Source organism: Flavivirga aquatica (assembly GCF_001747085.1).
GTDB classification, from domain to species: Bacteria; Bacteroidota; Bacteroidia; order Flavobacteriales; family Flavobacteriaceae; genus Algibacter_C; species Algibacter_C aquatica.
Window position 1 is genome coordinate 1,030,441 of the sequence record NZ_MDJD01000054.1, and the last position, 14,615, is coordinate 1,045,055.

Annotated in this window: 12 protein-coding genes and 1 tRNA gene; 1 reads left to right on the plus strand and 12 read right to left on the minus strand. The window is 29.9% G+C overall.

Going from position 1 to position 14,615, the window contains the following annotated elements:
- Nucleotides 1-3: 3 nt before the first annotated feature.
- The 6 genes from A8C32_RS18630 to A8C32_RS18650 form a co-directional block, all read right to left on the minus strand.
- Entirely contained in the window at nt 4-1,689 is a 1,686-nt protein-coding gene (locus A8C32_RS18630) for a hypothetical protein (protein WP_069831889.1), read from the minus strand.
- On the minus strand, nt 1,686-3,266 hold the full coding sequence (locus tag A8C32_RS18635) for a hypothetical protein (protein ID WP_069831890.1): 1,581 nt from the start codon (nt 3,264-3,266) through the stop codon (nt 1,686-1,688). The genes A8C32_RS18630 and A8C32_RS18635 overlap by 4 nt, the downstream gene beginning before the upstream one ends.
- Before the next feature lie 259 nt (nt 3,267-3,525).
- Nucleotides 3,526-3,598: transfer RNA gene (locus A8C32_RS18640), tRNA-Met, on the minus strand.
- Between the two features lie 123 nt (nt 3,599-3,721).
- Nucleotides 3,722-3,853 carry a zinc ribbon domain-containing protein gene (locus A8C32_RS20115; protein WP_083253428.1) on the minus strand — a complete coding sequence of 44 codons (132 nt, stop codon included), beginning with the start codon at nt 3,851-3,853 and terminating at the stop codon, nt 3,722-3,724.
- A 266-nt stretch (nt 3,854-4,119) separates the two neighbouring features.
- The gene (locus tag A8C32_RS18645) at nt 4,120-4,662 is read right to left on the minus strand and encodes a hypothetical protein (protein WP_069831891.1); all 543 of its coding nucleotides are present in this window, start codon (nt 4,660-4,662) and stop codon (nt 4,120-4,122) included.
- 108 nt (nt 4,663-4,770) lie between these two features.
- Nucleotides 4,771-6,675 carry an ABC-F family ATP-binding cassette domain-containing protein gene (locus A8C32_RS18650; RefSeq protein ID WP_069831892.1) on the minus strand — a complete coding sequence of 635 codons (1,905 nt, stop codon included), beginning with the start codon at nt 6,673-6,675 and terminating at the stop codon, nt 4,771-4,773.
- 175 nt (nt 6,676-6,850) lie between these two features.
- Between A8C32_RS18650 and A8C32_RS18655 the strand changes: the two genes are divergently transcribed.
- Nucleotides 6,851-7,234, plus strand: coding sequence for a DUF983 domain-containing protein (locus tag A8C32_RS18655; RefSeq protein WP_069831893.1), 384 nt, complete (start codon nt 6,851-6,853; stop codon nt 7,232-7,234).
- A gap of 95 nt (nt 7,235-7,329) precedes the next feature.
- Here the strand turns inward: A8C32_RS18655 and A8C32_RS18660 are convergent, their stop codons facing one another.
- The 6 genes from A8C32_RS18660 to A8C32_RS18685 form a co-directional block, all read right to left on the minus strand.
- Nucleotides 7,330-8,373 carry an NAD(P)/FAD-dependent oxidoreductase gene (locus A8C32_RS18660; RefSeq protein ID WP_069831894.1) on the minus strand — a complete coding sequence of 348 codons (1,044 nt, stop codon included), beginning with the start codon at nt 8,371-8,373 and terminating at the stop codon, nt 7,330-7,332.
- 98 nt (nt 8,374-8,471) lie between these two features.
- A complete protein-coding gene (gene porN / locus A8C32_RS18665) occupies nt 8,472-9,362 on the minus strand; it encodes a type IX secretion system ring subunit PorN/GldN (protein WP_069831895.1) in 891 nt (296 codons plus the stop codon).
- A gap of 162 nt (nt 9,363-9,524) precedes the next feature.
- A complete protein-coding gene (gene porM / locus A8C32_RS18670; protein ID WP_069831896.1) occupies nt 9,525-11,087 on the minus strand; it encodes a type IX secretion system motor protein PorM/GldM in 1,563 nt (520 codons plus the stop codon).
- A gap of 52 nt (nt 11,088-11,139) precedes the next feature.
- Entirely contained in the window at nt 11,140-11,778 is a 639-nt protein-coding gene (gene porL / locus A8C32_RS18675) for a type IX secretion system motor protein PorL/GldL (RefSeq protein WP_069831897.1), read from the minus strand.
- A 79-nt stretch (nt 11,779-11,857) separates the two neighbouring features.
- A complete protein-coding gene (gene porK / locus A8C32_RS18680; protein ID WP_069831898.1) occupies nt 11,858-13,225 on the minus strand; it encodes a T9SS ring complex lipoprotein PorK/GldK in 1,368 nt (455 codons plus the stop codon).
- Nucleotides 13,226-13,387: 162 nt separating this feature from the next.
- A complete protein-coding gene (locus A8C32_RS18685) occupies nt 13,388-14,554 on the minus strand; it encodes a formimidoylglutamase (RefSeq protein ID WP_069831899.1) in 1,167 nt (388 codons plus the stop codon).
- Nucleotides 14,555-14,615: the final 61 nt, after the last annotated feature.

Below are 14,615 nucleotides of genomic sequence, written 5' to 3' on the forward strand. Positions count from 1 at the left end.
ATTCTATTCTTTTGTTGAGACTTCTTGTTTCATTAAAACTCGCCACGTTAAAGGAAAAGGTTGGCTTTTGTAGTGCCTACTTGCAACGTGAGCAACAATATCGAAACTATGTTTAAAAATTTTAAAGTCCTTTTCTGGTCCGAAGAGTTCCATTTCTGATACCATTTCTTTTTTGTACTCTTCTACATTCTCGTATAGTGTTACAGAATGTTTTAGTGTTCCTTCGCCACGACTATAATCCTGAACACATATTTTATTTTCCATTTCTTCAAGTGGAAACCATATTTGTAAGTTCAAATCTGGAAAAAGTTCAGTAGGGATCTTGCGAACAAACTGATATAGGTCTTCATCCTTTAAAACTAAAGTGTATTCTGCCAATATAAGAACTATCATTGAAGACTGAATTTCACATTCTTCATCTCCATTATGAATATCCACCAGCTTATCATAACTTTTTCTAAACAATGGGAAAAACTTATTTATTTTATATCTGTTATTAAAACCTAAAGTCATTTCAGAAATCCATTTTTTGGCTGGGTTAAAGTTTCTTGTAAAATTCATTAAGTTAAGTGCTAAAGCTATTTCAATACTATGCACATCGTATTCTGGATATTTTGAAGGTGGATTGTTTTTTATAAACAAACATAATCCATTGCTAATTGAAAGAGCACTTTGGTAATATGTTTGAGCATCCTCTTCATTACCTTCTCTATAATGGATTCTAAACTCTTGTATTTCCGTTAACCCTATTATTGCTATAATTCCTATTTCTTCCCAAACATTAAGACTGTACTCTAGACTATTTCTGCTGTATTTATATATACTGTGCTCTGTTTTGTAATGTTTAGCAACTTTGTTAAAATAATAGACACCTATATTTCTTTTTAAAGAATGGGTTTTGTAAAATTCCTGTCTTACAAAATTTTTCTTCAAATGATTACCTTCTTGCATAAAGTGCCAGCTTAGTAACAAACATCGTTCACTTGCATAAATTGAAGGTTTCAAATTATTATTGTCTTGAGACCATTTATATATAATGTTAAGGCATAATCGTACCAGTCTTAACTTTTTTAATATTTGTCTTTTTTGTTTGGGTTGTTTGTCTAAAATTTTTTGAATCAGCGTATAGAAATGTGATAAATCATAATCAGGTAAATCTAAAAATGCCAAAGACTTTCTTAATAATGATTGATATTCTTGTGGAAATAGTTTTTCACTAACAAGATAGTCGTCAAGCATTGCAGTTATTTCCCCTGTACCCCAAAAATCATATTCAACAGCATCTGTAGTATTCTGGTCGATATATTGTGTCCAATCAACTAAAACATTTTGATTTATAACACCATTAGTACAAACTATTATTTTTTTAGGAAGTTTTTTTAAACGATTTGTAAGTGATGTTGGAATAAACGTGTCTTTAATTTGGTTTAGAGTTGAGCGTATGGCGTTGACATCTCCATCCCATGTGGTTCTTGTTAGATTACCTTGTTTTACAGCGAACAAAAACACCTTCTTAATACCATCTTCTGGATCTATACCTACAGCTGAAATATCTACACCAAATTGACGACCTTTCATTGGCTTTGATATAGTTGTGAATTTCATTCCAACTAGCAAATCAGTCAACAATGCATCAAGCTCTTTATCCTCTTTTAAAAGATTAATATATTCACTCAGTAAAAATCTCATTGTCTTCTTTTAAAATTTTGCCATAGTAACCGTTCTGTAGCTTGACCTATGGGGTCTATAAATTCTCCTCTTGGCATTTCGCCACTATGCGAAATAAGTGCTGGTGTCATCTTTTCGGTGTATTTGCCTTGGTATTTTGAAAATGTAGACTTTCCCGTTCTGTAATTGATATTCGTAATCATACTTAAAAATGATGAACTTTCTGACTCACTATCTTTATAGGATTTATTAAATTTTCTATTCTGTATTTTATTATAATATATCATTCTTCTCTCTGAAGGCGCAAATTCTTTTAGGTTTTCTAGATCTGAGTACGCCTTGTATTTATCTTCCCCTTCATCAACAATATCTTTTATTATTTTTTTAAGTTTTCTATTGGCAGTCTTCTTTTTTAAATTTAAAAACTCAATAGTTGAATAATAATTAAAAATTAAGTGGTTAATAAATAAATCAGCTAAGAAAATTACAACCTCTTTATTGTCTACTTTTTGTTCGAGTATGGAATATATCAAAGATAAAGAGGTGTCTTTATCATAAACATAGGCAAGTATTTTGTACGTGATATATTCAATATCGTAATCTGAAAAGTCCTTTATTAGAACTTCTGAAACCGTCAATCCTGATAAATCTCTCATATATCTAGCACTATTCATTTCAAAAATGGCAATATGAAAATTTGGATTGTCTTTATTTAACCAATTTGTATATAGCTTTTGGAAATCTGAATAAAAATCATCGCAAAGTGTATTCAGCAATTGGCTGAAATATTCTATTTTTCTAGCATTTTTTGGACTTATCCCTACCCAATCTGTAATAAAACCAACTACCAAATCTAAATTGGTTTTAGCCACATTTTCCAATCGATAAGCCAATTGATTATACGCTCCTGCATGTTCAAGGTCAATATGAAGTAGTAACGGAAGATATTTTTCAAATAGTTTCATTTCCTTTTCTAAATCTAGATTGTGATCTAAAAAGTAAATTAGTTCTAATTGAATGCTGATAGTTTTTATACTTGACAGTTTATCAATAATAGCTTCAGCATTTTTCAGTACATTTCTTTTAATTCTTACTGTAAAGAAAATTGATGGCCATAACTCGGCTAGTGTTTCATTATTCGCAATATCATTTAATCGTTTATTAATCCAGCCGATAAAGGCTTTTGGCGTTCCTTTATCTAACAAATCTATCTTGGCTATAGATTGTATGCCAATTCTGCTTAGACTTAACTCAACATCGCTAATTAAGCTTTTGATTATAGTTATTGTAAACTTTTGGTCCGATTTATACAAACCACAGATAATATCTGTTAGAGAATCATATAAATACGGATTCTGAACCTCCAATATATTTGCATAAATTTCTTTGCCAAAGGAACTATCCTCTTTTGATTGAATTTCTAGCGCTACTCTAAGGTCTCTATGTGCATAGTTGTTTTCTAGCTTTTTCAATAAAGCTGGTAATGCTTCAATAAATAGGCTTCTATCAACTTTACTAATGTCCTTACAAAAATCTCTATATTCCTTCCACCAATTATCTGGCTCTTTGTTATTTAATAAGTCTTGTAGAAATTGCAAATGAAAAGAATTAAATTTTTGACTAAAGTTAAAAAAGTATAGAAGCCAATGAGAAAAATTGCAAGGTATTTTTAATATTAATTCTCTATTCTTCAATTTTCACAGAAAAATATAGTTTGAATTTTATTTCACATACTAAATAAAATCAAATTAAGTCAAATACTATTATGAAGAAGATAAATAGCTAAATTCTGTACTTATTCTGTACTATGTGAAATAAAAAAGCCTTTCAAGAAATTGAAAGGCTTGATTTTGCTAGTAGCGGGAACTGGACTCGAACCAGTGACCTTCGGGTTATGAGCCCGACGAGCTACCTACTGCTCTATCCCGCGATATAATTTAAAAATAATTTACTTAGCTTTTAACTTTCGGTTCATAATGCCGACCAAATCATTTCCGAATGCAAATATACAACCCTTTTTAGGTTTCTACAAGCATAAAATTAAAAAAAATGTCTATTCGATGCTATCTACTTGAAAACCTAGTAATTCGGAATCAAAAAAATGTAAAGAAATTTGAATAGAATTACAACAAAACTCACAATCTTCTATATAAGACTGTTCATTAATCGAATTATCTAACAGCATAGATATATTTCCCAACAATAAGGACAAGTAAAATAATGTTCTAGCATAAAATACTATTAAAACGGAAAACAGCTACCAGTTAATAACTGATAGCTGTTTTCCGTTTTAATGAAAATTTATATAATTATCATTTTCAATATCTCTTTGTTACTTTTATTTTATTATAATATGTAAATTAAAGTATCATTTTTAGGTTTTTACAAAGCTTACGTAATTATTGGCAATTATATAAACTTTTTAAATGTTATAAAATGTAGATTTTTAATTTAACAAACTTCATTTGGAGTCTTTCTTATTAAAAAATTACTTTTTAATAAAAGTTCTCTTAAATCTGCTAATCTTATTAACGATTCTCTTGTATTCTTAATAAGTCTATTGTTATTATTAATTCTTATGTATTTCAAATTTTTTAATTCGCCTAGTTCAGAAGGTATGTGTCCGTTAAAAGCATTTATAAACAATTCTAAAGATATTAATTCTTTTAAATTCTTTAGAGATGGAGGAATTTTTCCTGATAGTTTATTGAAACCTAAATTAATTTTCCTTAAATGAATTAAATTACCTATTTCTTTAGGTAATTGACCATTAAGGTTATTAAACTGAAGGTTAATTTCAACTATTCTATCATTTTCTACCGTAACACCATGCCAAGTATCTATAGGTGTATTAAAATCCCAAGTAGAATTCCATTTATCTCCATTAGTTGCATTATGCAATGCTATTAAAGCACTCTTTTCTTCTAAAGAAATGTTAGCAAATGAATAAGATGTTACAAAAAAGCAAATTATTAGTAGTTTTAAAGTCTTCATTTTTTTGGTTAGATGGAGGGCGGTTGATTCGTTATCAAAAATAGACTATAATCGGATTAAAAACTATTTTAATCGATAAAATACATTAAATTTTAACATTTAAAGCTGTTAAAATTTTTCTATTTCTAGTTGAATGACTTCCCATTTTTCCATATACCCCTGTAAATCTATCTTCTTTTTTTGATAATTATCAAAAAAATCGGGTTTCGAGGTTACTTCTTCATAATTAACTTCAAGCTCCAAGTCTATAGCCTTAATATCGCGCTCTAATTGGTTAATTTTTGCTTCAACATTACTTAACTTATTATTTAAAGACTTTATTTTTTTTTGATCTTCATAAGATTGTTGCTTCTTTTCTTTCGGGGTTTCTTTTATAACTGTTCTTTTTTCAACCTCACGTAAACTTTCAACCTTTCTCTGCTCTAAATAATAATCAATATCACCTAGATACTCTTTTAATTTATGGTCTTTAAACTCATATACTTTATTTGTTAATCCTTGTAAAAAATCTCTATCATGCGATACTAATATTAAAGTCCCTTCAAATCGTTTTAAAGCCTCTTTTAATACATTCTTAGATTTTATATCTAAGTGATTAGTAGGCTCATCCATTATTAATACGTTAAATGGCTGTAGCATTAATTTAGCTAATGCTAAACGATTACGTTCTCCTCCAGATAGTACTCTTACATATTTATCGGCTTCATCCCCTCTAAACAAAAAAGATCCTAAAATATCACGAACTTTACTTCTATTGGTTTCATTAGCTGCATCTACCATGGTATTATATACGGTTTTATTTCCATCTAAATACTCTGCTTGATTTTGAGCAAAATATCCTATTTGAACATTATGCCCTAATTTCAATCCTCCATCATATTTTATATCTCCAACTATAATTTTTGCTAATGTAGATTTACCTTGACCATTTTGCCCAACAAATGCTGTTTTACTTTCTCTTTCAATAAGTAAGTCTATTTGCTTTAAAACCTGATTATCTCCATAGTTTTTTGAAATTTTATCTGTTTCTACAACTACTTTTCCTGGTGTTATTGATACAGGAAAATTAAGGGTCATTACACTATTATCATCTTCATCAACCTCTATTCTATCTATCTTATCTAGCTTTTTAATTAATGATTGTGCCATAGTTGCTTTAGAAGCTTTGGCACGAAATTTTTCTATTAACTTTTCAGTTTGTTCTATTTGCTTTTGTTGATTTTTTTGCGAGGCTAATTGTTGAGTTCTTAATTCTTCACGTAAAACCAAATATTTAGAATAAGGCTTAGGATAATCATAAATTCTTCCTAAAGAAATTTCAATGGTTCTATTTGTTACATTATCCAAAAACATTTTATCATGAGATACTATTGCTACTGCCCCTGCATACCTCTTTAAAAAATCCTCTAACCAAATAATAGATTCAATATCCAAGTGATTTGTTGGCTCATCCAATAATAGTATATCATTGTTTTGAAGTAATAATTTAGCTAATTCAATTCGCATACGCCAACCTCCTGAAAAGGTATCTGTTAACTTATTAAAATCTGGGCGTTTAAACCCTAATCCTTGAAGAATTTTTTCAGTATTACCTTGATAATTGTAACCTCCTAAAATTTCGTATTGGTGTTGATGCTCATTAATGTCAATCATTAATTGGTTATAGCCCTCGCTTTCATAATCGGTACGTTCTGCTAACTGCATATTAATAGCTTCCATTTTCACTTCTAGCTCCTTAATTTCTGTAAAGGCTTCATAAGCTTCTTCAAGTACAGTTCTACCCAAAACAAAATCAATATCTTGCTTTAAAAAACCAATTTTAAGTTCTTTATCTGCTGCAATTTGCCCCGTATCTGGTTCCATTTCTTTAGATAAAATTTTAAGCATAGTAGATTTACCTGCTCCGTTTTTGCCAATAAGCCCTACTCTATCTCCATTTCCTAATTTAAAAGTAATGTCTTCAAACAGATATTCTCCTTGAAATGAAATCGATAAATTGTGAATGTTCATCATAGAAATGTAACTTATATTACTGAGTGTTTATTATTAAACGCTTATTTTTGTTTTAGATTTTCGACTTTACTGAAACCAATTCAGTACAAATACGGAATAGCAATTAAAAAAGACGTCTAGACTTCTAGGTCTAAATAACTTTTCTCAATGCGCTTGCAAAAATACATTAAATTATATGTTTAAAAAAGGAACAAAATTATATAGTATTTTAACTGGCTCTTGCCCAAAATGTCATGAGGAATCTATGTTTAAAAATAAAAACCCTTACATACTCTCAAAAGCTTTAAGCATGCATGAAAATTGCAGCAATTGTAATACGAAATACAAAATAGAGCCTTCTTTTTTTTACGGCTCTATGTATGTAAGTTACCCAGTTGGGATTGCCTTTGCTACTACTGCTTTTTTTATTTCTTTTTTTATTTTTAATGCAAGCATACATGTGATTTTTATATCAATAATATTGACATTAATTGTTTTTATGCCAATTATTTTAAGGCTTTCAAGAAATATTTGGATTAATTTTTTTATGAGTTATGACAAATCACTTGCTAAAAAATAATTTATCTTTTTAATTTACAACGAGTACTTTGCGTATCAATTTCGTTGATCTATTTTTTTCTACAACTCTTAACACAAATTAAAGATTAGAAACTTTTAAAATTTAAAACGAATAATATCAATTTCTTTATCTAAAGGCATGTTGTTTTCAATAAAATTAAATAATTGATTTGCGACATAAGGTCCTATCATGACACCCCGAGTACCTAAACCATTAAGCACATACATATTTTTACACGTACTATGCTGACCTACCAAAGGTCTTCTGTCTTTAACCGTGGGTCTAACTCCTGCTACTTGATTAACGACTTTAAAAGGGCTTTTAATAAACTTTTCTAGTTTCTTTAAAAGCTCATCTTTTGCTTTTACTGTAATTTTATTACTTAAATCTTTCCATTCATAAGTAGCTCCAACGATATATAAGTCATTATCCAAAGGAATTAAAAAAACACCTGCTTTTAGGACATAGTAAATCTTTAAGTCTGGTGCATGTATAGTTACTAATTCTCCTTTTGCTGGTATTAGAGGTAAGTAATTAAAATAAGGGTTATCCTTAATTCCGTAACCTTCAGCAAAAATTATATTTGTACTAATTATATTTTTATAATGAATACTCTTAGCTTCAGTTTTTAATTTATCGTAATCAAAAGGTTCTTCAAATAATAACTCTTTTTCAAGTAAATCTGCTTTGTAAGCATCAATCATGGTTTTCACATCTATTCTTCCTGTATGCATAACCTTACCGAATCCAAAAGAAGCATCAATAGCATTATTATTATTCTTAATAATATCTGTTGAAAGGTAATCTGAAAGTAACGATTTATCTGATGCCATAAACCAATCATTTTGTTCTTCTAGTGAAGCAAACTTTCTATATACTGGAATTTTATAGTCCAATTTAACATTAAGAGCCTTTTCTAGCTTTTTATATAGAGGCAAGGCTATCTCTAACTGCTCTTTACTTTTCCATACAGATGTAAAGCGTTTTAAAACTACTGGGTTATATAATCCACCTGCTACTGTTGATGATTTCTGAGACTTATCGTCAAATACCACAAATGTTTTATTATTAGCCTTTAATTGCTCACAAAAACTAATTCCTCCTATACCAATCCCTACAACTATATAATCTACTTTCATATTGGCACGAAGATACTGAGAAAATGAATTTTTATTAAAAAAAAAGAGATTGTCTTTCTTGAAAACAATCTCTTTTTAAACTTATTATTTGATTTAACTTAATATGTCCACATATCAAGTTCGAAATCTCTAATTTTATCTTTAATCCTTTCAGATTCCAATAATTGCATTAAAGCATTTTCTGAAACATATTCCTTAATTTCTCTATCTCCATGCACATTCTCTTCTTTATAGATATATCCATGAAAACGTCTTGAATTTAAAACATGATCAAAAGAAAAAGGAATAGAACTATTTTCATTATTGAACGATTTAGCTTCGTGCAAAACTGTTCTTGCATCTGGAAAAAATATCCAAAACAAAGGTACTAAATCTGGCTCTGCATCATCAATAAAGTTAACATCTGGAGCAACAGGAGCAATACCTAACAACCTATATTTCATTTCAGCTTGACGCTTATCGAAATACCAAAGTCCTTTTATATGATATTCTTTAATATCTGCTGCTGTAATATCTCTTCTATTAATATATTCTGGAGATATTGGTTCTCCAGCATTCCATTGCTCAATACCAAATTCTGTGGTATCAATCCTAACTAAAGCCGCTTCAATATCTTTTAAAGTTCTTTTTGTTGTAAAATAAGAATCGTCATATATATTTTCTATCTTTCCTTTTTTAATACTTTTCATAAGTACATCATATAATGATCTTCTATCATTACCAATGTTATTAGTATCTGTAGGGTAGTATAACGGAAAATTCGAACGTTCATCAAGAACAATTTTTTCCCATGTCATTTTAGAAAACAAAATATCTCTATCATCAACATAACCATATTCCAAAGGTTTGTCGTTATCTACAGCTTTTTGTTCTTCTGTTCTTACTCCAATTTCTTCTGGACTTTTGGCATTCAATATATTTGCTTGAGCATATATACTTGATACTGCAAAAACAGTAGTTACTGTTAATAAAAAACTTCTTAAATTCATGTTCTTATTTTTATTGTTTCTTTCTCAATGTTCAATTTTCAATGTAACATCCATATTTTTTTAACTAATCTTAGCTTCAAAGCCATATGGATGTTTCATTCTTAATTTTATCTTATTAGGTATGTATTATTTATTAGAACTCCTTCTTTACCTAATGTTATTTTAATTTGTTATCTCAACAAAAACTGGAGATACTTTTTTAAGCTTTACACTAACTCCAGTAGCTCTCGCTACAATATCAAATATTTGAACACCAGATCCACGCTTAGCTTTTCGTAATGCACCTTTAGCTCTGCTATCTAACTTATTTCCTTTAACACTTATTGTAGGCTGACCAGGAACTTTAAATTTAAATGACGTCACTCTTAATGGTAATTCAAAATCAAAATCATCAAATTTAGCACCTATAGTAGATATTTGAAGACTTGTACGTTGCATTTTTAATGCACCGTCTTCACCTCTTAAAGTACCTGTTGGTTTTGGTAAATCTTTAATTCTAAACTTAGCTCTATCACTAACTTTTTGTCCATCAGGTAAAGTTCCAGAAACATTTATAGTTACTTCTCTACCTTTTATTCTTGTAGCATCCATAATGTATTTGCTACCAGACTTTCTTGATAAACCTTGAGCACTAGCAGAAACTTTGTTATCTGGCACACCAGCAAATGATATAGTCATTGGGTTTTTAACACCACGATAAACAACATTCATTTTATCTGCAGAAATAGTTGCAGCATTTGGTTTAGATACGGTTGCAAATGATGAGTTTACTGCTACTTCAATTTCTTCACCATCTTCACCAAAAATTAAATTACCAGTTATTTTATGTTCACCTGGTCTTCCTGTACCTATGTTTAATTTTACTTTACCATCTTCTATAGTATATTGATCTTCTTTAAGATCTCTACCATCTAATTGTAATTCTACTCTTTTAGGTTTTGTAGAAGCATCTTTACGACCTAAAACGATCTGTCCATCAAACTTCTCTCCATTAAAATAAGCAGATTTAGTTGTTTCCATTAAAGTTGTATAATTAGTCATAGAAACCTCACTTGAAAGTGTTCCTTGTAACATATTAGACAACACTTCAGATTCTGTAGTTTTAATATCAGCTTGAAGTTGGGTCATTTTAGTTAAAGAAGCTACTAATGGAAATCCTTTATAGTTATAATCTAACCAATCAATTTTTATTCCATCTCTATTAGTTTCTTCTTCTGTACTAAATTTCTCTTTAACATCTTTTACGATGTCTTCCATACCTTTTTGGTCTTGTAATAACGTAACAACACCTTCTCTAAAAGAATTTACTTTACTTAAAAATTCTTCTCCTGCTGGTTTTAGTTTGTCTCCTTTAAAGAAATTTTGGTCAAGGTAATCTCCTTTATCCATAATTTCATAATCTGTGGGATCATCAACAGTTGAAGTCATTTTACCTTTTAAATCTTCAAGATAAGTATTAAAATCAGAAGCTAATTTATCCAATTGATGTGCTTTATCTTTTAGAGGTTCATACTTCTCTGGTTGATCCGTTGCTTTTTGGTCTAAACCAGCTACGAAACTTTCATTACGAACAGTTGCTGCTTCATTAGATTCTGTAAGCTTTTGGTTCATTAATCCGAATGCTGAAAGTACTTCTTTTGACATATTTAAAGCTAACATTGCTATAAATATCAAATACATCAGATTAATCATTTTCTGTCTAGGTGATAAATTTCCTCCTGCCATAGTTAATTAGGGTTTTTGGTTAATTGATAGTGTATTTAGGATTAACCCCTAATTAGTTCTTGTTCATTGCAGATAACATACCTCCATATACACCATTTAATGATGATAAGTTAGACGCTAAAGATTGCATTTGCTCTTTTAATTTTGCAGCATTTTCTACAGACTCCTGATTTATAGTAGCTTGTTTGTTTACACTTTCTAACTGTACTTTATATAATCCATTTAAAGATTCCATTTGAGCTGCAGCTAATGATAATTCTTCACCATATTTTTTAGTTGCTTCTATAGAGTTTACAGTTGGTGACATATTTTTAGCAGCACCTTCAAAGTTTTTAATACTTTCTCCTAAGCTAGAAATTAACTCTCCATCTATTTTAGCTTCTTTTAATAAATCATCTAATTTTTTAGATAATAATCCTTGAGCATCTTGTTTTTCTTCTTTAGAGTTAGCTTGTCCTCCTGCTAATTCTGGATAAACTAAAGACCAATCTAATTCATTATCAACTGGTTCGAATGCTGATAATGCAAAAATGATTGCTTCTGTTACTAGACCAATAGTTAACATTACGTTACCTGTTAAAGGTCCTATTTCAAAGTGAATAATTTTAAATAAAGCTCCAACAATTACAATTGCTGCTCCTAAGCCGTAGGCCATATTCATGAATCTTTTACTTGCTTTTGACTGTGCCATAGTTTTTGGTTTTTAATTTAAGTATAAATACTTAAGTAGGTTAATTAAGGTTATTTATTATTGATTTGATTTTAAAATTTTATTTATCTCCCCCGTTTTTTGTAACTTGTGTCCCCATGTAATCTTGAACGGTTCTGAAACCAATATAACTTCTTGCTGAATCTGCATATTCATAATCTCTTGAACTTACTTGTAAAAAGTATGCTACATCTTTCCAAGAACCACCTCTTACAATTTTACGTGTATTCTCTTCATCGTTAACATTTGGATTAATTGTAGATGTATATTGATATGATGAAGGGTCATAAGATGCATTTACCCATTCACTAACATTACCTGCCATATTGTATAAATTATAATCATTAGGATCATAAGATTTAGCTTCAACAGTATATAATGCTTGATCTGCAGCATAATCACCTCTTACAGGTTTGAAGTTAGCCATAAAGCATCCTCTATCACTTTTTGTATAAGGTCCACCCCATGGGTAAGTTGCTGCTTGAAGACCTCCTCTAGCGGCATATTCCCATTCTGCTTCAGATGGTAATCTGAATGTATTAACCATTGCAGAACCTCTTTTAGACTTCTGATAAGTGTTTTTATTTATTGTTCTCCACTCACAAAATGCTTTGGCTTGTTTCCAAGTTACTCCAACAACAGGGTAATCTCCATAAGCATCGTGCCAAAAATAATCATTATGCATTGGTTCATTATAAGAGTATGAGAAATCTCTTATCCACACTGTAGTGTCTGGATAAATTTCTACTTCTTCTTTAATAATAACGTCTTTACGTTTTACACCTCTGTTTCTTGCTGCTTCTTGTATATCCATATAGTTATACTGAAACTTAAACTTTTTTACATCCCATGTACGTTTACCATTATATGATTCTTCTAAAGGCAAATACATCGTATCCATAACTTCAGTATAATATTCATCTGGATATTCTGCTGTATCATAAACTAAATCAACATCTTTATTTAATTTTCGTCCTTCATATCCTGTTTCTCCTAGACCAGTATAATTTTCAAACATATACTTTTCGTAAACAGACATATTTGCTGTATCTGCATCTTTAAATGCATACTCTCCAATACCTCCATCTTCTGGAACTTTACCAACTTCGTCTGCTAAAATAGCAAGCTTAGTTCTAAGTATTGAATCTCTAACCCAATTAACAAATTGGCGATACTCGCTATTTGTTATTTCTGTTGCGTCCATATAAAAGGCTCTAACTGTAACTGTTTTTGCGGGGGCATCATGGACACCAGCTAGATCATCATCTGCTTTACCCATAATAAATGCACCACCAGGAATTAGCTCCATACCATAAGGCTTTTCTGGATGCCATTTTTTTCCTTTAACGCCAACCAGCTCACCTCTATCTTTAGAGCCACAACTGGCTAGTATTGCTAATACTGCGGTTAATAACATAAACTTCTTCATATACATAGAAAACTCGAGGTTAATTATTTAGCTTCATTTTTGAGAGCGTAAACATATTTATATATTTTTTAATAAACAACTTTTTTGTGAAAAAAATTACATTTCATCGTTAAAAAATAGCGCTTCACCGATGAAATTGACATTTTTAACTATTCATTAACACTAAACTGAATTCTTTTGGAACGCTTTGTACCATCTATCCGGTACCTTATTATTACAAGCGTCTAAATAATCTTGATGCATGCAAGGTAATAACGTATGTCTTTTCAATTTATTATTGACTTCTGCTAAAAAAGGTATTTCAATCCACCATCGCCCAGTTTTAGTACTCTTATAAAACACCAATTCCTGAGACTCAACTAATGTTATAAACTTTTGATAGCTTCTTTCATCAGAAAAATCATCGTCTTTAATTCTAAAATTGACTCCTTCTATAAAATACCATAGTATTTGAGAAATTAACATAGAAGTAATTTCATCATCTTTTGATGACTTATATTCATAAATACCAAAAGAACTTACTTTGTTACTAATACCTGCATAACGCGCAATAGCACAAATTTCTTTTCCATCCAAACCATTTGGAGAGTACTTCTGTCTTAAACTAACTTCAGCTCCTTTTACAGAAGTTAAATCTACACTAACAATATTAGCATCTCTTAATGCTGGCTCCACTATTGATATATCGTTAGAGACATGCCCTAACCTATAAGATTCAAAATAAAGTCCATCCATTAAATCTTTTTCTTCTTGCGAATTAAAATAGGTTTGATACCCTATAGTTGCATAATTAAAAAGATTATATGGTTCTTCTATAATTATTTTTCCAACAAAACTATTATTCTTAATTGGTTTTGTAGAATCTCCTAAATCAAACTTAGCATCTATATTTACTATATTCACCATAGGAATTAAATCATCATAAGCTCTATAATTAGCATATGTAAGATCCTGAGTTCCTCCCAATATTACAGGGATGATATTCTTTTTAATTAGAATACGAACTGTTTCCTTTAAAGCAAAATAAGTATCCTCAACTCTTTCTCCTTTATTGATATCCCCTAAATCTGCTATGGTAGTATTCCATATTCCTGGAAAAAGACCGTAAAAAGATTTACGTATTTCATCTAAACCAAACTCTTCTCCTATATAATCAACATCATTCCTATTTTCTAAAACACCAAAAATAGCAATAGTAACATTTTCTAAATCTGGAACACCATTTTGTATAGAATGAATTTTAATCTTTCTTCCTAATGCTTGAGGCGAAAGTAACTCATTATGCGCCATCACTAAATCTGAAACAGGAGAAAGGAAATTAAGATCCATAAAGTAATTCGTATTGTTATTTTATTATTTAAGCAAAAACTCACTTTGTAGCTCTACATTC

Coding starts and splice junctions, on each gene's coding strand:
- A8C32_RS18630 (WP_069831889.1), bottom strand. CDS start 1,689: ATGAGATTTTTACTGAGTGAATATATTAATCTTTTAAAAGAGGATAAA.
- A8C32_RS20115 (WP_083253428.1), bottom strand. CDS start 3,853: ATGCTGTTAGATAATTCGATTAATGAACAGTCTTATATAGAAGATTGT.
- A8C32_RS18645 (WP_069831891.1), bottom strand. CDS start 4,662: ATGAAGACTTTAAAACTACTAATAATTTGCTTTTTTGTAACATCTTAT.
- A8C32_RS18650 (WP_069831892.1), bottom strand. CDS start 6,675: ATGATGAACATTCACAATTTATCGATTTCATTTCAAGGAGAATATCTG.
- A8C32_RS18655 (WP_069831893.1), top strand. CDS start 6,851: ATGTTTAAAAAAGGAACAAAATTATATAGTATTTTAACTGGCTCTTGC.
- A8C32_RS18660 (WP_069831894.1), bottom strand. CDS start 8,373: ATGAAAGTAGATTATATAGTTGTAGGGATTGGTATAGGAGGAATTAGT.
- porN (WP_069831895.1), bottom strand. CDS start 9,362: ATGAATTTAAGAAGTTTTTTATTAACAGTAACTACTGTTTTTGCAGTA.
- porM (WP_069831896.1), bottom strand. CDS start 11,087: ATGGCAGGAGGAAATTTATCACCTAGACAGAAAATGATTAATCTGATG.
- porL (WP_069831897.1), bottom strand. CDS start 11,778: ATGGCACAGTCAAAAGCAAGTAAAAGATTCATGAATATGGCCTACGGC.
- porK (WP_069831898.1), bottom strand. CDS start 13,225: ATGAAGAAGTTTATGTTATTAACCGCAGTATTAGCAATACTAGCCAGT.
- A8C32_RS18685 (WP_069831899.1), bottom strand. CDS start 14,554: ATGGATCTTAATTTCCTTTCTCCTGTTTCAGATTTAGTGATGGCGCAT.